We start from the raw sequence: 19,878 nt of genomic DNA, 5'->3' as shown, positions 1-19,878 counted from the left end.
GGGACGTCGAGCCTGCATTGCTCACAGATAAGGCGTGCCGGTCATCGCGGCTTTCAGGCCTGCAGCCCCCTTGTCGACGAGCGCCAGGAAAGCATCGTTCGCTTTCTCCCTACTGCGGGTCTCGCGAAAAGTCCGATGCGCCTCGAGGAAGGCGACAGTCCACGTTGCCAGCAGCAGGCTGGCCGCGAGCTGCGCGTCGGGGTCGGCGGCGTCGCGGCCGACGCTTTCGGCCAGCGTCGCCGCCACGAGGTCGGCCAGTTCGTCGCGGATCGCCCGCGCCCGCGCCTTCAGCGTTTCGCTGCCGGCAACCGTCGGCACCAGACGCTCGCTTCTGGCGGAGAATTCGACCACCGGGCTGCGTTCGGCGACCAGCCGGCGCGCGAGCAGGTGCAATGCCTCCAGTGGCGCGACACCGGCCTCACGCCGGCGCACGGCCTCGCGCAGCATCTCGCGCCCCTCCTCGTCGCGGTCGAAGAACATGTCCTCCTTGCGCGGGAAGTGGTTGAAGACCGTCATGCGCCCGACGTCGGCGGCTTCGGCGATCTCGTCCACCGTCACATGATCGAAGCCGCGCTCCATGAACAGGCGCGTGGCGGAATCGGAGATGGCCTTGCTGGTGGCGAGGCGTTTTCTGGAGCGGCGGTCGGACGGTTCTGGCATGGCTTCCGGTAGCATGATTTTTGTACTCAGTACATATTTCCATTGACTCCGCGCCATCGATCGCCGATATATGTACTCAGTATAAATTTAAACTCAGTATACCGACGTTTGACGCCCGGGCGGGGCGAGGTTCGACCCCTTTGCCGCCATGGGCGAGACGGCCTTCACTCCCGGAGATCAATCCCTTATGAACAAACCCGTCATCGTCATCTTTGCCGCCATTTGCCTCGACGCTGTCGGCATCGGGCTCGTCTTTCCCATTCTGCCGCGCCTCCTCGAGGAGGTGACGCACAGCCCCGATATCGTCGCGTATATCGGCATCATGACCGCGCTCTACGCGGCGATGCAGTTCCTCTTCGCGCCGGTCCTCGGCGCCTTGAGCGACAATCTGGGCCGCCGTCCGGTCCTGCTGATTTCGCTGGCGGGCGCCGCGATCAACTACCTTATCATGGCCTTCGCGCCGCAGCTCTGGATGCTGTTCATCGGTCGCGCCATCGCCGGCTTGACCAGCGCCAACATCTCCGTGGCAACGGCCTACATCACCGACATCACGCCGCATGATAAGCGCGCCGGCCGCTTCGGCCTGTTCAGCGCCATGTTCGGCATCGGCTTCATCATTGGCCCGGTTCTGGGCGGCGTGCTCGGCGACCACTGGATCCGGCTGCCCTTCATTGCCGCCGCGCTGCTCAACGCCGCGAACCTGCTCCTGGCCGTCTTCGTCCTGCCGGAGCCGCGTATGCCGGCCCGGCAGAGGATCGATCTTGCTGGGCTCAACCCGCTGAAGCCCTTGCGCTGGGTGTTTTCGATGAAAGGGTTGCTTCCCATCGTTCTGGTCTATTTCATCCTCTCCGGCGCCGGCGAGGCCTACGGCACTTGCTGGGCGCTCTGGGGCTTCGACACGTTCGGCTGGAACGGCCTCTGGATCGGACTTTCGCTGGGCGCATTCGGCCTTTGCCAGACGCTGGCGCAGGCCTTCCTGCCCGGTCCGGCCGCGCGGCTGCTCGGCGAGCGCAAGGCCTTCGTCGCCGGCATCGGCTTTGCCTGCATCGCGCTCGCCGCCATGGCCTTCGCCAGCCAAGGCTGGATGGTGTTCGCCATCATGCCGGTCTTCGCGCTCTCCGGCATCGGCACGCCGGCCTTCCAGGCCCTGGCAACAAGGCAGGTCGATCCGGAACGCCAGGGGCAGTTGCAGGGCGTGCTGGCCTCGGCCGTCAGCCTTGCCTCCGTCATCGCCCCGCTCGCCTTCTCGACCTTCTACTTCGCCACGCAAAGACAATGGCCGGGCGCCATCTGGCTTTCGGTGATCGCGATCAATCTGGTCGCGGTGCCGCTGGTGTTGCTTGGGACACGGAGGAGTGAGGCTGGTCAGCCTGTGAACGCATAATGCGAGCTGCGGAGTTCCGTCGCGCCCCCCTCTGTCCGGCAGGACAGAGGGGCGCGCCGTAGAGCGCTATGCCTGCATCCGTTGACGCACAACCCTCGCCGGCCGATAAAGCGCCAGCGCCATCACCACGAATTTGGTCATCAGCGTCGTCTTGGAGGCGATGCTTTCGGAGGTGTTGAGCAGGATGAGCCAGCCCAGCATCGGCAGCCAGATGCCCGGATGACAGCGGCGCGCGACCTCGTGCATGAACAGCGCGAAGCCGAAGAAGATCAGAAGCGTGAAGAACGCCCCCTGGTAAAGCGTCAGGCGCAGGATCGGGTTCTCGATGCCCTGCTCCAGGCCGCTGATGCGGCGCATGCTGTCGAGCAGGTCGACATCGGGTCCGACGATCAGGTCGCGCAGTTCCAGATGCCTGAAGAGATCGAACATCTCGACGCGGGCATTGGCGCTGCCGCTGTCGGAGACGAAACGTTCGAGCAGCGCGTCGAAGAAGCCGTAATAGCCGGCGAGCGCGAGCGCCAGCGGCAGCAGCGCGGCGAGCATGATCACCAGCGCTGCGCCCAGAAGGTTGACGCGTCCGGTCGTGAGCTGCGCCACGCCGCGGATGAGCAAATAGACGCCGCCGAGCAGGATCGTCAGCACCATTCCAGAGCGGCCGCCGAAGACGACCAGCGCGCAGAACTGCAGGCCGACGAGCGCCAGCCTGAGCGGCGTCGACAGGGAACGCGAGCCGGACAGCAGCGACAGCACATAGATGGAGGTGACCGTGGCATTGGAGAGCGGGTGCCCCTGCAAAGCCGTCGAGCGCAGATCGTTGACGAACACCGCGCCGTCGAACCGATACGGGAACACGAGATGCTTGGTGCCGAACTCGAACAGCGCCAGCAGCGCATTCACGGTCATGACGACATGGATGACGGTCTGCAGCCGGGCAAAGGTCTTCTCGTCATCCTCGCTGAGCAGCAGCACGAGCAGCGCCGGCGCGACGAACGTGTCGATCATGCCGGCCATGCCGGGGCGCTGCCTGAGGATGACGACAAAGAGAAGCACCGTCGAGATCACCGCCATCAGCGTCGTGGCCGGCCTCTTGTTGGCGACATGGACCACATAGCCGACCGGATTACCAAACGTGCAGGAGCGCCAGACAAAGACGAGCACGAAGAGATAGGTGGACGGGTGGATCTTGCTCAGCGGACTGCCCTGCAGGCCGTCGTAATTGTAACCGGCGAGCCACAGCATGCCGCCGGAGACGGAAAACAGAAGCAGCACCCCGACGGTGATGCCGAGACGGGTCAGCGTGTCGACAGGGACAGTGCGCGGGCCGGCCATGCCGTAGCCCGAAGCAGGAACAGGCCCGGCGGAACCAGCCAGGATCGAGGCCATGTCAGGCCGCCTCGTCGACCAGCATGGCACCGGTCGGCAGCCGCCCCATGACCGAGACCGCTTCGGAGGTCGAGGCGACGTCGCGCATCGGCGTCGCGTTCAGCCTGGCGACGAGCAGGATCTCGTCGGCCATGGCGACCAGCGGCAGGACGTTGAGGTCGTCCGCCAGCGCGCCGCCGTCGACGACGACGAGCTCGAAGCTGCGATTGGCCTCGGCCAGCATGCGATGGGCGAAATAGAGCGCCTGCGCTTCCTGGAACACCGCGGTCGGCCGGCCTCTGCCGATGAGCGCCACGGAACTGCCGGGCGCATAGCGGCTGACCGCGTCGAGCGGATATTCGCCGCGCAGCACGTCGAGCACGCCGGGCTGCGGATCCTTCTGGCCCTTGCCGGCATTGATGTCGATGAACAGCACGCGGCGCCCCCTGGCCGCCGCCGCGTTGGCGAGTTGCCATGCAACCCTCGACCGCTGGTCCTTGTCCTCGGGCGGCGACGCCACCAGGATCGAGGGGACCAGCGGCCAGTCCGGCGGACGCCTGGTGGCGGCGGCGATGCGCTGCAGCGCGAGCCCCGCCACGGCATCGGTCTTTTGCGCCGCGCCGCCGGAGCGGCGCCGCGCCTTGCCCGGCAACACGCCCAGCACCGGCGCCTCGATGGCCGACTGCATCTGGTTGGCGGACAGCACGGTCGGCGACAGATATTCGGCGATCAGCGCCATGCCGACGCCCAGCGCCAGCCCGCCGAAGATCGCGCCGAACACAAGCAGCCCCTTCGGCGGCCAGCTCTTCTTCAGCGCCGGCATGGCCTGCGAGATGATGCGGGCGTTGGTGCTGTTGACGTTGGTCTGCTCGCGCGTTTCCTGGGCACGCTGCAGGTAATTGGCATAGACGGTGCGCACGGCGTCGAGATCGCGCTGCAGCTCGCGCAGCCTGACCGACGCCTGGTCGGTGTCGAGCGACTTGCCCTTCAGCGACGCCACCTTCGCCTCCAGCGCCTTCTGGTTGGCCAAGGCGCGCTCGTAATCGGTCTCGGCGGCGGTGACGAGGCGGCCGAGCTCGCGCGAAATCAGCTTCCGTAGGTCGCTCAGTTGCTGCTGCGCGGAGATCATCGAGGGATGGCGCGGTCCGAGCTCGGTGCCGAACTGCGCGATCTGATCGACCAGCGTCGCCTCCTGCGCCCTGAGGCTGGCGATCACCGGCGAGCGCATCGCCTCCGACGTCGCGTCCGGCGCGCCGCCCTGCCGGCGCAGCTGGTCGACCTGCGCCTTGAGCTGCGCGGTGCGGGTCTGCGCGGCGGTCAGCTGCGTGTTGAGGTCGGTCAGTTCCTGGTCGCTGACCAGATTGCCGGCCGCCATCACCATGTTGTGCTCGGCCTTGTAGGTCTCGACGGCGTTGGCCGCCTGTTCGACGCGCTTGCGCTGGTCATCAAGCCGGGCGCTGATCGCGTCGGAAGCGTCGGCGGCGGCCTTCGAGCGCGCTTCCGCCTGGTCGTCGAGATAGGCCTGCGCGATGGCGTTGGCGAGTTCCGCCGCCAGGTCGGCGCTCTTGGCGGTGATGATGATGTTGAGGACCAGCACCTTGTCGTCGCGCTTCACCGCCAGGCGGCGGCGCAGCGCATCAAGCGTCTCAGCCGTCCTGTCACCGTCGCCGGAGCCGAAGAACATGCCCAGCCAGCGGCCAAGTCCGCCCTGCCCGTTGAAGTCCGGGTTCTCGGTCAGGTTGGTCGCCTTGATGGCGCGCAGCAGGACGCCGTTCGACTGGGCCACGCTCACCTGGCTTTCGACCTGGGTGATGCCGCCATCGGGCGAAATGCGGCTCGGATTGACATCGTTGGTGACGACCTGGAGGTCTTGCGGATCGATGATGATCTGCGCGGTCGAGGAGTAGAGCGCCGGCGTCAGAAAGGTGTAGATCAGCGTTGCGATGGTGAGCAGCGCGACGGTTGCGAAGATCAGCTTGCGCCGGCGCAGCAGGATGCGGCCGAGATCGCCAAGCTCGACCGTGGCAGGCGCGGGCGCGTAATAGGCCGGCGCTGGCGCGATCGCCTCCGGAGCGTTCGGCTGAGGCACCATGAGCAGGGGTGATTGCAAAGGTCGCTCCGACAACGCTCCATCGGCCGGCAAGACGAGAAATGCGGCGTTGGCCTAGCTATTCCCGGCAACGATTAAAACACTGTTAATTATGTTCATAAATTGATGCGGTACTGGCACGAAGTTTGCACCAACGCAGTAGAAATTTAAGTGCAGCGTAAAAATTGGAGACATCGTGCGCATGCGGCGGGAGCTTGACTTGGCCGGCCGGTCCGCCGGCACCGGATATGAGTCGCCCGGGGATTGGCGATGCGCCTGACCCTGCGCCTCGACGGCGATTGCGTGCGCGCTTTCCATGTGGCGCTGGCTGAGCGGCTGTCGCTGCTGCCCGGCGTCGAGCTTGCCGTCGACGCCCGGCCGGCGGCGGGCGGCGTGCCGCGCGCCGCCGAGGCGCTGTTCCAACTTGAGACGCTGATCCATCGGCTGCCCGCCGATGGCACGGCAAGGCGTGTGCCACTTTCGACACTGGCCGGCCATGCGAGAGCGTCCGCGCCGGCCGATATCACCGTCGATCTCATCGGCGATGTCGAGCCGCAGGGCCGACGGGTCTGGCGCCTGACCTATGACGGCGCCTGCGGCGAAGAGGCCCTGCTGGCGCTGATCCTTGCTGGCCGCACCCCGCTCGCCCGTCTGGAACAGAACGGTGCGACCGTCGCCGAAGGGCGGCTCGGCACCGAATATCACGGGATCGCGCTGGCTTCCTTCCAGGACAGGCTGGCGCGTAGCGCCAGCCTGATCGTCGCGGCGGTCAGCGGTGCCGCGCGCTCGTCGCTTCCGGTGCTGCCCGAACCGTCATCCGAGGCGCCGGCTCCGGCCATGCCGTCGGCCACGAAGCTCGGCCTGCGTGCGGCCAAGGCGACGGCGCGCCGCATCGTGCAGCAGATATACCATCTCTGCTACAACGCCCCGCATTGGCGGGTCGGCTGGCGCGAGACCGGAGGCAAGGACCTCTACGAGCTGCGCGCCCATCCGCAATCGGGCTGGCGCGATCTGCCGGACGACGGCAGCCGCTTTTACGCGGACCCTTTCCCGGTACTCTATCGCGGCCAGGTGACGCTGTTCGTCGAGGATTACATCCACCGCACCGGCAAGGCGATCCTTTCGGCCGTGGCTTTCGGTCCGAACGGACCGGCCGGGACCCCGAAACCAGTTCTGGAACTGCCCTACCACCTCTCCTACCCCTTCGTCTTCGAGCGCGACGGCCAGATGTGGATGGTGCCGGAGAGTGGCGCCAACCGCAGCGTCGATCTCTACCGTGCCACCGCCTTCCCGGGCGGCTGGGTGAAGGAAGCGACGCTTCTGTCGGACATCGTCGCCAGCGACGCCACGCTCACCGAGCATGGCGGACGCTGGTGGATGTTCGCCACTGTGCGCGACGGCGGCGGCTCCTTCTCGGACCAGCTGCATCTGTGGTCGGCGCCGGATTTCCGTGGACCGTGGACGGCGCATCCGAAGAACCCGTTGCTGATCGACATCGCCTCGGCACGGCCGGCGGGCCGCATGGTCAGCCGCGGCGGCCAGCTCCTGCGCCCGGTGCAGGATTGCCGCAGGAGCTATGGCGCCGGGCTCGGCATAGCGCGGGTCACCCGACTCGACGATAGCGGCATGGAACAGACCGTCGAAACGATCCTCAACCCAGGCGCCGGCTGGGCCGGCCGCAAGCTGCATACACTCAACGAGGCGGGCGGACTGGAATTCATAGATGGTTCGGCAATGGCGCCGCGTTGGAGGACGCGGCGGCATGATGTCATCCCGGCGGCCCCTGGAGACGGAAAATGAGCATCGCAGAGCACCGCGAGACAGCTGGCGCGCCGCCTGGGCGGTCCGAGGTCGAAGTGGCGATCGTCGGCGCCGGGCTCGCCGGCACCGTTCTGGCGATGACGCTCGCCAAGGCGGGCCGCAAGGTCGCGCTGGTCGATCCGCATCGCATCCACCATGAAGAGTTCCGGGCCGAGAAAACCCGGGCGGAGCAGATGGGGCTGTTCGAGAAGCTCGGCCTCGGCCCGGTCTTCAGGTCTCTCGTCACGCCGATGACCGACGTCCATGTCTTCCGCTTCGGCCAGCTGTTCGAGCGCAAGCAAGGCTGGGAGTACGCCTTTTCCTACACGCCGCTGGTCAACGGCCTGCGCGCGGCTCTGCCTCCGCAAGTGCCGCTGACGATTGGCAAGGTCGCGGAGGTCTCGACGGGACCGGACCGCCAGCGCCTGGTGCTCACCGACGGCTCCGTCATCGAAGCCCGGCTCTTGGTGGTGGCCACCGGCTACAGCGAGGCGGTGCGGCGCGCCATCGGCGTCGAGCGCGTCGAGGAATCGAAGGCGCATTCGCTGACGATGGGATTCGATCTCGCGATCACGCCACAGGAATTCGGCCTCCAGTCCCTCACCTTCTATGGAAGGCGGGTCGCCGACCGCATTGCCTTTCTTACCATCTTCCGGATCGGCGAGCGGATGCGGGCGAACATGTTCATCTACCGGACCGTCGCCGATCCGTGGGTGCGGACGTTCCGCGAAGACCCGCAAAAGATGCTCATGGAGCTGATGCCGGAGATCGCCGAGCGGTGCGGCAACTTCGCCGTCGCCAGCGAGGTCGAAGTGAGGCAGGTCAGCCTGACGACGACGCAGGGCCATCGCCGCGACGGCGTCGTCTTCATCGGCGATGCGTTCGCCACGACCTGCCCGGCGCAAGGCGACGGCATCCACCGGGTGCTTACCGATGTCGATTGCCTCGGCTCGACGCATATCCCCGCCTGGCTCGAAACGCCCGGCATGGCGGCCGACAAGATCTGCGCCTTCTACGACGATCCGATCAAGATCGCCGCCGACGAAAGAGCCATGCGCGCCAGCATCTATGCCAGGCGCATCACGACCGAGACCGGGCTTGAATGGCGCCTGCGCCGCCTGCGCAACAATACCGCGCGGCACCTGATGATCTTCGGCCGACGGTTCCGCGAGGCGGGAAAACCGAGTGGCGCCGGGCTTGACCCAGGGGGAACTGCGTTCGACCAAACCGGCAAGACGCCGGCCCGGCCTGGGAACATGATCGTGAGCGATCTTACCAATCCGTAAGTCGCGATCCTTGGCGAAGCTGGCTTAGATCGTGGCGAGCAGTGTCTTCTGCTCGGCGGGACAGCACTCCCGTCGCACCAATGGCCCGCTGCCGTCTCTATCGGCTCGGCGGCGGGCTATCGAGCGGCGGCACGTGCCGGGCAGTGCCGCGGATTAACCTAATTTTCCATTGCTACCCTGCTCGCGCCTGGGTTGCTTGAGATTGTTTCAGCTACTCTAGATATTTCGCCGTGGGCTGTGGAGAGCAGAACAATGAGCACCGCACAGGGCCGCGAAACGCCCGCCGTCGAGGCTGGCGCGGCCGAAGTCGAAGTGGCGATCGTTGGCGCCGGGCTGGCGGGCACGAGCTTGGCCGCGGTGCTGGGCAAAGCCGGCCGCAAGGTGGCGCTGGTCGACCCGCATCTGGTGCATCACGACGAGTTCCGGGCCGAGAAGATCGGCATGAAGCAGATGCAGGTGTTCGAGAAGCTCGGCCTTGGCCCTGCCATCAGGCCCCTGGTCACGCCGATGACCGACATCCACGTCTTCCGCCTCGGCCAGTTCTTCCGGCGCGAACGGAAATGGGAATTTGCTTTCTCCTACGGCGCTCTGGTCAACGGCATGCGGCAGGCCCTGCCTCGGCAGGTGCCGCTGACGGTGGGCAAGGTCGCCGAGGTTTCGACCGGGCCGGACCGGCAGCGCCTGGTGCTGACCGACGGTTCCGTCATCGATGCCCGACTGCTCGTGGTGGCTACCGGCTACGGCGAGGCGGTGCGGCGCGCCATCGGCATCGAACGCGTCGAGGAATCGAAGGCGCATTCGCTATCGATCGGATTCGACCTCGCGATCACGCCGCAACAATGCGCCTACCCGGCCCTTGCCTGCTACGCCAGGAACCCGGCGGATCGTGTCGCCTATCTCAGCGTCTTCCCGATCGGCGACCGCATGCGGGGCAACATGTTCGCCTATCGCACCGTGGCCGAGGAATGGACGCGGGCGTTCCGCGAAAATCCGCAGAAAATGCTTTGCGAGCTGATGCCGGAGATCGCCAGGCAATGCGGCAACTTCGCCGTCGCCGGGGCCGTCGAAGTGAGGCAGGTCAGCCTGACGACGACCAGGCAGCATCGTCGCGCCGGCGTCGTCACCATCGGCGACGCGTTCTGGACGACGTGCCCGACGCCCGGCATCGGCATCAACCGGGTGGTGACCGACGTCGACCGGCTTGCGTCGACCTATATCCCGCAATGGCTCTCGACGCCCGGCATGGACGCCGAAAAGATTTGCGCCTTCTACGACGATCCGGTGAAGGTCGCCACCGACAAAGCCGGCATGCGCTCCAGCATCTACGCCAAGCGGATCACCATCGAGACGGGGCTCGAATGGCGGCTGCGCCGCCTGCGCAACAACACGGCGCGCCAGCTGGTGATCCTCGGGCGCAAGATGCGCGATCGCGAGGAATTGCCGGCGCCCAGCGCTGCCTGAGCCGAAAGGCATCCCTCTTGCGTCTGCTGCATCCGGAGCCGCTCGCGCGGGGTTGGCCGCGCCCCGCGCTTCGCCCTATCTTCAGGTTGTAACAAGGACCACGAAGATGACCCGCATCCGGGCGATGACGAGGAACGACTTGGCCGATGTATCGCGGCTGCTCGGCCAATCCTGGCGGCGGACCTATGCACCGATCATGGGCGACGAAACCGTGGCACGGCTTTCCGACGAAAGGCATGCGCCGGACCAGCTCGCGGCCGAGCTCGACGACGAGGACAAGATGTCCTTCGTCGCCGAAGGCGCCGACGGCTCGATCGCCGGCTACGCCATGGCGGCGATGGACGCAAAGGGCGACGTCATGCTGGAGCGGCTCCATATCGAGCCGCAGGCGTTCGGCAGCGGTCTCGCGGTCGACCTTTTGCACGCGGTGCTTGCCGCGCATGCCGGCATCCCCAGCATCGCGCTGGAAGTGATCGAAGGCAACGACCGCGCGATCGCCTTCTACCGCAAGCATGGCTTCGAAGTGGTCGAACGCCGGGAAGCGGCACACGGCGTCGACGGGCATGCATCGCTGATCATGCGCCGCATGCTGCCGAGGGCTTAGGTCGACATCAGGCAGCGGCCCGCATGCGCAACGCCTGCATGACGCTTTCCTCAAACGCCCCAGGCGCCCTGCCCGCTTCGGCCAGCTGAGCCGCATCCCAGCTTCGGCTCAGGCTGCCGTCGGCCATCAGCACCGCGCGATTGCAGAGCGCCGGCACGGCCTCCACCACATGGGTCGAGACGATGGCGGCACGCCGCCCGCTCGCGCAGAGCGCGGTGATCACGCGTTTCACCTCCCAGGCAGCGACCGGGTCGAGGCCGTTCAGCGTCTCGTCGAAGATCAGAAGCGGCGGCCGGCCGAGAAGCGCCGCGACGATGGCGATCTTGGCTCGCGTGCCGAGCGAATATTCGGCGATCGGGCGGTCGATCCAGCGTCCAAGGTCTAGTCGCTCCAGGAGGTCGCCGCCCGGCAGGTCGCCGTTTGGCAGGTCGTTTGGCGCGCAGCCACGGATCGAGGCGACGAGCTCGATATACTGGCGTCCCGAAAGCGCCGGCAGCTCGTGGGGCTCGATGGCAAGGCCGAAGCCGGCTTTGGCGCGCTCCGGCGCGGCGGCGAGGTCGATGCCGTCGATCGCCACGCTGCCGCCGATCAACGGGATCTGGCCGGTGATCGCCCTGATGAGCGTCGACTTGCCCGAGCCATTGGCACCGAGCAGGCCGACTATATCGCCCCGACGGAGCGAAAGATCGATGCCGCGAACGACAATGCGCCCGCGATAGCCGGCGCTGAGCTCTTTAATGGTGAGGACTTCAGCCATTGCGATATCTCTGTCGGGTTCGGTGCCACAAGAAAAACACCAGCGCCGCCAAGCCGATCAGCACGGCACGGCCATATTCGAGCGTCTCGTAGCCGGCATAGGCGAGCGCGCCGGCGAAACTCAGCATTGCGACGAAGGGCGCATTGAGGAAATAGGCGCCGAACACCGCATAGGCGCCGTTCAGCACCAGCAGCCAAAGGCCGCTCGCGACCGGCACCGACCAGGCCGACGGTTCGGCCGCGAGCGCCGCGCCGGCCGGCAGCAGAAAGAAGGCGAGCGACAATTGCAGCGGCAGTCGTACCAGCCGCAGCCATACGCGGGTAAAACCGATGGGCGCCGTGCGCAGCACCGGCGAGCCGAGCGGCTGGCAGCGCAGGCTGAGCATGAAAACAAAAATGCCGCCCGCCAGGCCTGCGACAGCCGCCGGCCCAGCCGTTCGGCCGGCCAGGCTGGCCCATACGCCAAGGATGGCCGCAAGCCCGAGCAGCAGGCTGGCGGTCGCCAGCTTCCAAGACGGCCGTATATTGCCGGCCGGCAGTTTCCAGGCCCAGCTGGAAAGCCAGCTTGGACGCGCCTGGTCGAGGCGGCGCAGCCAGGGCCTTCCGACCGGCGCCGCCTCGCTCGCCGCATCGACGACAAGGCGCGGCCGCCGCCGCAGGCGCCAAAAGGCTGCCATGCCGAAGCTCAAGGCAAACAGGATGGCCGCGCCCAAGCCCCAGGCCGGCGCCAACGGCTTTCCGATGACAGCGCAGGCGAAGCCGACCGCCGTGGCGATCATCAGCGTGAGTGGAAGGCCGAGCGCGAAGGCTCCTATCGCCGCCATGCGACAGCGCTCCGCCGAAGCGAGCGGCAGCGCCTTGAGAAAGGGGGCAAAGGCGCGAGAAAGGCAAAGGCGCGACATTGCATTGCCCGCCAGGCATCCCAGCGCGGCGAAAGCGACTGGCAGTCCAAGCATCCACAAAAGCTGGTCGTGCCGCAGCTTCGGACCCGCGGCATGCAGGGCGACGACGATATCCGCAACCGCATAGGCCAGAAGTCCACCGCCGCCGAGCGCAATCCAGGCGAGATCGCGGCGCCGCGTTGCGCGCAGGCCGGCGACCAGCTCGCGCCAGAGCAATATCAGGACAAGCCTGTCGTGCCGCATTGGACGGTCATCGCAGTGGAGTCATCGCCGGACAAGGATGGCGACGATTGCGCCGTCAATAGGGCCAGCGCTGGACGCATTCACGCCCGGCCCTATAATTTAGCCGGATCGAAAATTCGGCGGAGCAAGACGCATGAGCCTCGGCAAACACAAACTCGGCAGCCAGGGGCTCGAAGTCTCGGCCATCGGCCTCGGCTGCATGGGCATGAGCCAGGCCTATGGGCCGGCCGACGAGGCGGAGTCGATCGCGACGCTGCACCGGGCAATCGAGCTCGGCTGCACCTTTCTCGACACCGCCGAGGTCTATGGGCCGTTCGTCAACGAGGAACTGCTTGGACACGCGCTGAAAGGCCGGCGCGACCAGGTGACCATCGCGACGAAGTTCGGCTTCCGCATCGCCGACGGCAAGCAGTCCGGCACCGACAGCCGGCCCGAGCATATACGCGAGGTTGTCGACGCTTCGCTCAAACGGCTCGCCACCGACCGCATCGACCTGCTTTATCAGCACCGCGTCGACCCCGCCGTGCCGATGGAAGACGTCGCGGGCGCGGTCGGCGAATTGGTGGCCGAGGGCAAGGTGCGCTTCTTCGGCCTGTCGGAGGCGGGCATCGCCAACATCCGCCGCGCGCATGCCGTGCATCCTGTCTCGGCGCTGCAGAGCGAGTATTCGCTGTGGGAGCGCAACCTCGAGCCGGAGATCATCCCGGCGCTGAAGGAGCTGGGCATCGGCCTGGTGCCGTTCGCGCCGCTCGGCCGCGGCTTCCTCGCTGGCGACGTCAAGCGCGCGGAAGACTATCCGGAGGGCGATTTCCGCCGCGGCGACCCGCGCTACCAGGGCGAGAATTTCGACGCCAATGTCGCCGCGGCCGCCACGGTGCGAGACATCGCCAACGCCAAGGGGGTGAAGCCCGGCCAGATCGCAATCGCCTGGCTGCTCGCCAAAGGCCCCGATTTCGGCATCGACATCGTGCCGATCCCCGGCACCAAGCGCCGGACCTATCTGGAAGAGAATGTCGCGGCGGCCGACATCGCGCTCGACGCCACCGAGATGCTGGGGCTCGACATGGCGCTGACGCCCGACAAGGTGTCGGGGCCGCGCTACAACGAGCGGACGATGTCTCTTGTGGACCGGTAGGCGTTATCCCAGCGGCTAAAGCGTGTCGCGCTGAAGCGGATTCAGGCGACGCGCTTTAAAAGCCTTTGTTTTCATGCATGTCGTTATCGCAAAACCGCTGCACACTTTTGCGCGACATGCATTAGTTCTTCTTGCAGTCCGACATCGCCTCCATCGCCTTCCTCGCCTCGCCCTCGCTGGCGTATTTCTTCTTGCCGAGGTCGACGACAAGCGTGCCGTCGGGCTTCTTCGGCACGATCTCGCACTGCTTCGAGACCGCGTCTCGGGCCACCCAGTATTGCTCGGCCGCCTTGGCAGGCAGGCTGATCATGCCAGTGGCGAGGATTGCGACGGCGATGGTGCGAACCATTGCGGATCTCCATGGCTGGGACGCGAAGCAGGCGGTGCCGATGAGGCGACGCCCGACACGCTGCCTTTGCAGAACGCCCTGTCCCGCCGCTGTGTTCCGGTGGCTCAAGCGTGCGAATGCGGATCGATGCTGTAGGGATGCACCGGATAGTCCGGGCCGATCGCCTCGCTGACGCGCCCCATCCAGGCACCGACCGCCGGATGATCGGCAAGCTCAAAACCGCAATCTTCTGCGCGGTGGGCGTAGGCGTAGACAGCAATGTCGGCAATGGTGAGCGCGTCGCCGACCAGGAAAGGTGTGTCGACCAAGCTGCGCTCCAGCGCGCCAAGTGCCCGCGCGCCCGCTTCGCGCTTGCCGGCAACTAGCGCCTGGTTGCGCTCCAGGCGGCCGGTCAGCGTCCAGAAACGCAGCGAGCCGATGACCGGCTCGACATAATACTGCTCGAAGAACAGCCACTGCATCACCTTGGCGCGGGCAAGCCGGTCTACCGGAAGATAGGACGTGCCTTCCGCAACGAGGACGAGGATCGCGTTGGACTCGGCGATCGCCTGGCCATTCTCCACGGCGAGCACCGGAACGGCGCCCGCCGGGTTGAGCTTCAGGAAGGCCTCCGTGTGGCTCTCGCCCTCGAAGATCGAGACGATACGGGTTTCGTAGGCGATACCGAGCAGGCCGAGCAGGACGCGAACCTTCCAGGCATTTTGCGAGGGGAGATAGTCGTAGAGCGTGAGCATTGAGCGGTCCTCGGTGTGATCGGATGGCTTCGCATGGAGGGCGATGTGAGAGCCACCCGATTCAGGCGCCTCATCTCAACCTCGAGCAGGCAGACCAGCAGCTTCGACGCTTCGCCCTCACCGCCTCGCAATATCCCTCGCGACCGCCTGCGCCTCGATGCCGATCTCGCGCAGCAGGCCGGTGACAGGGTTGTAGAAACCGACGAGATAGACGCCGAGCTCCGTCGCGCGAGCATTCACGCCGCTCTTGTCCGGCCTGAGCTCCGCCGGGAGGAAGCCGTCATAGGCCGGGCGGTAGCCCGTGGCGAAAATCGCCGCGTCGAATTTCTTCTCAACGCGATCGGCGAACTTCACGCCGTCGGCGGTGAAGCTTGCGATATCCGGGGCGATGCCGATCCGGCCGGCCTTGATCGCTGCCACCGTGCCGACATCGATCACCGGAATGCGGCCGGCTTCGATCCCTTGCAGGATGCCCTGTTTCGGCCGCACGATGCCGTATCTCTCCAGCTTGCCCAGCGCCAGATCGAGGATTTTCGGAAACATCCAGTCGTTCAGCGCCTGCGGCATCGGCCGGCTGGCGATGCCCACCATCTGGATCGGCACGCCGAACAGCTGGCGCGGCACAATGTGGACGCCCTTGCGCACCGAGATGGTGGGCCTGGCGCCGCTTTCGGCGAGGTCGAGCGCGATTTCCGCGCCCGTATTGCCCATGCCGACGACCAGCACGTCCTTGCCGACGTAAGGCGCGGCCTCAGTATAGGCGGCGCTGTGCAGCACCTTGCCCTTGAAGGCCTCGATGCCGGGGAAGCGTGGCGTGATGGGCTCGGCGTTGTTGCCGGTGGCCACCACCACTTTGCGGGCATCGAACAGCCCGGCATCGGTCTGGACCAGCAGGCGCTCGCCTTCGCGGTGGACCGATTTGACGGTGACGCCGAAGCGCGGCTTCAGCCCGAAACGCCCGGCATAGGCGTCGAGATAATCGACCACTTTTTCGCGCTGCACGTAGCGCGGGTGGCTCTTCGGGAACGGCACGAAGGGCAGCGACGAGAAGGACTTCACCGTGTGCAGGTGCAGTCGCCTATAATGCTCGCGCCAGGAGGGCGCAACCTCATTGGCCCTTTCAAGGATGATGAAATCCTGCCCCGCCTGTTTCAGGCAGGCGGCGACCGCGAGCCCGGCAGGCCCGGCGCCGACGATGACGACATTGGTGTCCAAAGACCTCTCCTCCCGCCCAGGCGACGCAGGCTATGACGAGAGGTGCAGAGGGACAAGTAGGTGAGAATACCTAGAGGGGCGGCACGCCGCCTATCTCCCCTCGAGGGTACGCAAGTGGGGGAGATAAAGCGTCGCTGCCCTACTCTATCGCGCCCGGCGTCTCGGGCTCGTCCTCGGGAGGGTCGAGGATTTCGATCAGTTTCGCCACGCGCACGCCGGGCATGGCGTGGCCCTCGTTGACCAGCGCCTCGTCGGCGCCGATCCAGGCGAAGGCCTCGCGCAGTTCCTCGAGGCTGGCGCCGGTCAGCGCGATGTCGGCGATGACGGCCTCGTCGACCGGTCCAAGCACGGAGATGATATCGTTGCGGGTCATCTTGTCCTCCCCCATGGTCGGGATGATTGCCCAAGGAAACGAGCGACCGGCGAAGCGGGTTCCAAAAATCCGCGGGCCGGCTTCTTCAGAACGAGGCGCGATGCTATGGCTCGCCCATGAAGCCCGCCCTCCTCCTCGCCGCCCTGCTTTCGCCCACGCCGGCGCTCGCCGACTGGAAACCCATCGAGAAAATCGAGACCTATGCCGTCTCAGGCCAGAGCGCCGAACAGCTTTATCTCTCGATCGGGGAGAAAGGGCCGGTGATCGGCAAAGATTCGGCCGGCAACGCCCGGCGCGTGATCGCGCATACTTTCTTCAAGCTGACATGGCAGCGCGACTACCAGCCGCAAGGCGGCGCCTGCGTGCTGAAGACGGCGCGGCCGAAGCTGATCATCACCTACACGCTGCCCAAGCCGGCGGGAAAGCTTGGTTCAGCCTTGCAAACGCGCTGGGACACCTTCGCCGCCGGGCTGATCGCGCATGAGAAGGTGCACGGCGCCGGCATCGTCGACATGGTGGACAAGATCGTCGCCTTCAGCACTGGCCTTACCGCCCAGAACGATCCCGGCTGCAAGAAGGTCAGGGCGGAACTGACGGCCTATCTCGACCAGCTCTCCAAGGCGCAGCGCCAGGACAGCCGCGACTTCGACAAGGTCGAGTTCGGGCAGGACGGCAACATGCTGAAGCTGATCGCGGCGTTTCTGTTTGGAGGCTGAAAGCAAACCTTGTCCAGCCGCTATTCGAGCATTCACTTGCCGGCAATCCGGCACCGTCCGGCCTGGCTTCGCTTCAAAGCCGGCTTCGCTCACATGTCCTGCGCGACGAAAGTATAAGGGCGCCTGTCGCCGCTTTACAGGCGGATGTGGTAGCGCTACCGTTTCACCGTCGCGTGACCCGGGGGGAGCTGGGGCAGACGTCGCCGACGCCAGTGGTGGATGCCTGCCGGCATCCTTTCAACCACGCCTGATAGAAACGGCTCCCCGCGAGACCTCGCAGGGAACCATCGGGAGGAGTTCGATGGCGTCTGTCGCGATTGGCGATGTCTACAAATCGTTCGGGGCCACCGAAATCCTGCATGGGGTCAGAGTCGATATAGAAGACGGCGAGTTCGTCACGCTCGTCGGCCCATCGGGCTGCGGAAAATCGACGCTTCTGCGAATGATCGCCGGCCTGGAAAAAATCTCGCGCGGCCATATCTCGATCGGCAGCCGTATCGTCAACAACGTTGCGCCGAAAGAGCGCGACGTGGCCATGGTCTTCCAGAACTATGCGCTCTATCCGCACATGACGGTGGCCGAGAACATGGCCTTCTCGCTCATGCTGAAGGGTGTTCCGAAGGCTGAAAGCGATGCGGGGGTCAAGCGCGCGGCCGAGATCCTCGGGCTGATTCCTCTTCTGTCGCGCTATCCGCGCCAGCTTTCCGGCGGCCAGCGCCAGCGCGTCGCCATGGGCCGGGCGATCGTGCGCAATCCGCAGGTGTTCCTGTTCGACGAGCCGCTCAGCAATCTCGATGCAAAGCTCAGGGTTCAGATGCGCGCCGAGATCAAGGAACTGCACCAGCGGCTGAAGACGACGACGGTCTATGTCACGCACGACCAGATCGAGGCCATGACCATGGCCGACAAGATCGTGGTCATGCATGACGGCGTCGTCGAGCAGATCGGGCCGCCGCTGGACCTCTACGATCGGCCGAACAATCTGTTCGTCGCAAGCTTCATCGGCTCGCCGGCCATGAACCTTCTCAAGGGCACGTTCGCCAGCGACGGCGCGCCGTCCTTCCGGGGCGCGGGCGGCATTTCCGTGCCTTTGCCGAAACCACCCGCGATCCGCAACGGCGAGGCAATGATGCTCGGAGTGCGGCCCGAGCACCTGCGGCTCGCCGACGACGGCATTCCGGTCACGGTGGTGGTGATCGAGCCGACCGGTTCGGAAGTGCAGATCATCGGCCGGACGGCGGGCGGCGAGGACATCGTCGCCAATTTCCGCGAACGCCATTCCTTCACGCCGGGAGAAACCATCCGGCTGTCGGTCGAGCCTGGCCCCATCCATCTGTTCCACGGCGGAACGGGCCAGCGGATCGAAGCGGGGCGATAGACAACGCAACGAGGAAGCAAGCAGGAGGAAACGAGTATGAAGTTCACCAGACGCGATGTAATCCGCACGACCGCAGCCGCGGCGGCCGGAGCCCTGGGCAGCCGCTTCGCCGGCTCGAGCGCCTTCGCCCAGGAAGGCCTGACCTATAAGCCCGAGGAAGGTGCCAAGCTCAGGCTGCTGCGCTGGTCGCCCTTCGTGCAGGGCGACGAGGACCAGTGGCTGAAGAATACCACGCGGTTCACCGAGGCGACGGGCGTGGAGGTGCGCGTCGACAAGGAAAGCTGGGAAGACATCCGACCCAAAGCGGCGGTCGCCGCCAGTGTCGGCTCCGGCCCCGACCTGATGTTCGTCTGGTTCGACGACCCGCACCAGTATCCCGACAAGCTGCTCGATGTGACGGAACTGGGTGATTATCTCGGCAAGAAGTATGGCGGCTGGTATGACGGCCCGAAACAATATGCGACGCGCGAGGGCAAGTTCATCGGCTTGCCGCTGGCCACCATCGGCAACGCCATCGTCTACCGCGAAAGCTGGGTCAAGGAGGCAGGCTTCTCCGAATTCCCCAAGGACACGGCCGGTTTCCTGGAGCTTTGCAAGGCGTTGAAGGCGAAAGGCCATCCCGCCGGCTTCACCCATGGCCACGGCGTTGGCGACGGCAACAATTACGCGCATTGGCTGCTGTGGAGCCACGGCGGCCAGATGGTCGACGAAGCCGGCAAGGTGACGATCAACAGTCCGGAGACGCTCAAGGCGATCGAATATGCGCAGGAACTTTACAAGACCTTCATCCCCGGCACGGAAAGCTGGCTTGACGTCAACAACAACCGCGCTTTCCTGGCTGGGGAAGTGAGCGTGATCGCCAACGGCATCTCGGCCTACAACACAGCAAAGATCAACAAGGACAATGACCCGAAGCTGGCTGAGATCGCCAAGGACATCCGCACTACCAACATGCCGATCGGGCCGGTCGGGAAATCGGTCGAGCTTTTCCAGGTGACCACGGCTGTCATCTTCAATTACACGCCCTATCCCAATGCTGCCAAAGCCTATCTGCAGTTCATGTTCGAAGATCCGCAAATGTCCGACTGGATCACTTCGTCGGCGGGCTATTGCTGCCAGACGCTGAAAGCGTTCGACAACAACCCGGTTTGGAAGGCCGACTCTAACAATGCGGCCTACGCGAAAGCCTCGGCGACGCTGCGCCCCAACGGCTATGCCGGGCCGCTCGGCTATGCATCCGCCGCGACAATGGCCGATTACGTGCTGGTGGACATGTTCGCCAAAGCGGTGACGGGCCAGGCGACGCCGCAGGAAGCAATGGAAGAGGCTGAAAAACGCGCCAACCGCTACTACCGCGTCTGATCGTGGCGTAGTTGAAGCAGGCTGACCGCGCTTTGCGGCCTACGCACGCCAAGCGCGGTCAGCCACAGT

18 protein-coding genes are annotated in these 19,878 nt (G+C 65.7%); 9 read left to right on the top strand and 9 right to left on the bottom strand.

All coding sequences use genetic code 11. The features are described 5' to 3' along the window. Positions 1-21 precede the first annotated feature (21 nt). The gene (locus tag FJW07_RS06060) at positions 22-660 is read right to left on the bottom strand and encodes a TetR/AcrR family transcriptional regulator (protein ID WP_140855119.1); all 639 of its coding nucleotides are present in this window, start codon (positions 658-660) and stop codon (positions 22-24) included. Positions 661-847: 187 nt separating this feature from the next. Here FJW07_RS06060 and FJW07_RS06055 point away from each other — a divergent pair, with 187 nt between their 5' ends. Next, a complete protein-coding gene (locus tag FJW07_RS06055; protein ID WP_140855116.1) occupies positions 848-2,044 on the top strand; it encodes a TCR/Tet family MFS transporter in 1,197 nt (398 codons plus the stop codon). A gap of 66 nt (positions 2,045-2,110) precedes the next feature. On the opposite strand, the gene FJW07_RS06050 is transcribed toward FJW07_RS06055, so the two are convergent. Beyond that, the gene (locus FJW07_RS06050) at positions 2,111-3,373 is read right to left on the bottom strand and encodes a VpsF family polysaccharide biosynthesis protein (protein ID WP_246680685.1); all 1,263 of its coding nucleotides are present in this window, start codon (positions 3,371-3,373) and stop codon (positions 2,111-2,113) included. 55 nt (positions 3,374-3,428) lie between these two features. Beyond that, a complete protein-coding gene (locus FJW07_RS06045; RefSeq protein WP_140855113.1) occupies positions 3,429-5,516 on the bottom strand; it encodes a Wzz/FepE/Etk N-terminal domain-containing protein in 2,088 nt (695 codons plus the stop codon). A 249-nt stretch (positions 5,517-5,765) separates the two neighbouring features. Between FJW07_RS06045 and FJW07_RS06040 the strand changes: the two genes are divergently transcribed. The 4 genes from FJW07_RS06040 (at position 5,766) to FJW07_RS06025 (ending at position 10,646) form a co-directional block, all read left to right on the top strand. Beyond that, a complete protein-coding gene (locus FJW07_RS06040) occupies positions 5,766-7,295 on the top strand; it encodes a formyl transferase (RefSeq protein ID WP_140855110.1) in 1,530 nt (509 codons plus the stop codon). Beyond that, positions 7,292-8,581 carry an NAD(P)/FAD-dependent oxidoreductase gene (locus FJW07_RS06035; RefSeq protein ID WP_140855108.1) on the top strand — a complete coding sequence of 430 codons (1,290 nt, stop codon included), beginning with the start codon at positions 7,292-7,294 and terminating at the stop codon, positions 8,579-8,581. The genes FJW07_RS06040 and FJW07_RS06035 overlap by 4 nt, the downstream gene beginning before the upstream one ends. Positions 8,582-8,833: 252 nt before the next feature. Continuing rightward, positions 8,834-10,042, top strand: a complete 1,209-nt coding sequence (locus FJW07_RS06030) for an NAD(P)/FAD-dependent oxidoreductase (RefSeq protein ID WP_140855105.1) — start codon at positions 8,834-8,836, stop codon at positions 10,040-10,042. 106 nt (positions 10,043-10,148) lie between these two features. Beyond that, the gene (locus FJW07_RS06025; RefSeq protein WP_140855102.1) at positions 10,149-10,646 is read left to right on the top strand and encodes an N-acetyltransferase; all 498 of its coding nucleotides are present in this window, start codon (positions 10,149-10,151) and stop codon (positions 10,644-10,646) included. A 7-nt stretch (positions 10,647-10,653) separates the two neighbouring features. Here the strand turns inward: FJW07_RS06025 and FJW07_RS06020 are convergent, their stop codons facing one another. After that, positions 10,654-11,403: an ABC transporter ATP-binding protein gene (locus FJW07_RS06020; protein WP_140645463.1), complete on the bottom strand. Its 750-nt coding sequence runs from the start codon at positions 11,401-11,403 to the stop codon at positions 10,654-10,656. Then, positions 11,396-12,547, bottom strand: coding sequence for a hypothetical protein (locus tag FJW07_RS06015; protein WP_140855100.1), 1,152 nt, complete (start codon positions 12,545-12,547; stop codon positions 11,396-11,398). The genes FJW07_RS06020 and FJW07_RS06015 overlap by 8 nt, the downstream gene beginning before the upstream one ends. Positions 12,548-12,680: 133 nt before the next feature. Here FJW07_RS06015 and FJW07_RS06010 point away from each other — a divergent pair, with 133 nt between their 5' ends. Further along, complete coding sequence (locus FJW07_RS06010; protein WP_140855097.1) at positions 12,681-13,682, top strand: aldo/keto reductase; 1,002 nt, start codon at positions 12,681-12,683, stop codon at positions 13,680-13,682. Positions 13,683-13,803: 121 nt separating this feature from the next. On the opposite strand, the gene FJW07_RS06005 is transcribed toward FJW07_RS06010, so the two are convergent. The 4 genes from FJW07_RS06005 to FJW07_RS05990 form a co-directional block, all read right to left on the bottom strand. Next, the gene (locus FJW07_RS06005) at positions 13,804-14,031 is read right to left on the bottom strand and encodes a hypothetical protein (protein WP_246680676.1); all 228 of its coding nucleotides are present in this window, start codon (positions 14,029-14,031) and stop codon (positions 13,804-13,806) included. Positions 14,032-14,135: 104 nt separating this feature from the next. Then, positions 14,136-14,765 (bottom strand): glutathione S-transferase family protein, encoded by a 630-nt coding sequence (locus FJW07_RS06000; protein ID WP_140855094.1) that lies wholly within the window; start codon positions 14,763-14,765, stop codon positions 14,136-14,138. A gap of 117 nt (positions 14,766-14,882) precedes the next feature. Next, a complete protein-coding gene (locus tag FJW07_RS05995; RefSeq protein ID WP_140855091.1) occupies positions 14,883-15,980 on the bottom strand; it encodes an NAD(P)/FAD-dependent oxidoreductase in 1,098 nt (365 codons plus the stop codon). Between the two features lie 139 nt (positions 15,981-16,119). After that, positions 16,120-16,353: a hypothetical protein gene (locus FJW07_RS05990; RefSeq protein WP_140645458.1), complete on the bottom strand. Its 234-nt coding sequence runs from the start codon at positions 16,351-16,353 to the stop codon at positions 16,120-16,122. A gap of 116 nt (positions 16,354-16,469) precedes the next feature. Here FJW07_RS05990 and FJW07_RS05985 point away from each other — a divergent pair, with 116 nt between their 5' ends. The 3 genes from FJW07_RS05985 to FJW07_RS05975 all read left to right on the top strand — a co-directional run bounded on the left by FJW07_RS05985 (position 16,470) and on the right by FJW07_RS05975 (position 19,809). Continuing rightward, complete coding sequence (locus FJW07_RS05985) at positions 16,470-17,069, top strand: DUF922 domain-containing protein (protein ID WP_140645457.1); 600 nt, start codon at positions 16,470-16,472, stop codon at positions 17,067-17,069. A gap of 301 nt (positions 17,070-17,370) precedes the next feature. Beyond that, complete coding sequence (gene ugpC, locus FJW07_RS05980; RefSeq protein ID WP_140785051.1) at positions 17,371-18,447, top strand: sn-glycerol-3-phosphate ABC transporter ATP-binding protein UgpC; 1,077 nt, start codon at positions 17,371-17,373, stop codon at positions 18,445-18,447. 36 nt (positions 18,448-18,483) lie between these two features. Next, entirely contained in the window at positions 18,484-19,809 is a 1,326-nt protein-coding gene (locus tag FJW07_RS05975) for an ABC transporter substrate-binding protein (RefSeq protein WP_140855089.1), read from the top strand. The last annotated feature ends 69 nt before the right edge of the window (positions 19,810-19,878 follow it).

Source organism: Mesorhizobium sp. B3-1-9 (assembly GCF_006439595.1).
GTDB lineage: Bacteria > Pseudomonadota > Alphaproteobacteria > Rhizobiales > Rhizobiaceae > Mesorhizobium.
The sequence above is the reverse complement of the archived record's forward strand: the minus strand, read 5'-3'. Positions and strand labels throughout refer to the sequence as shown.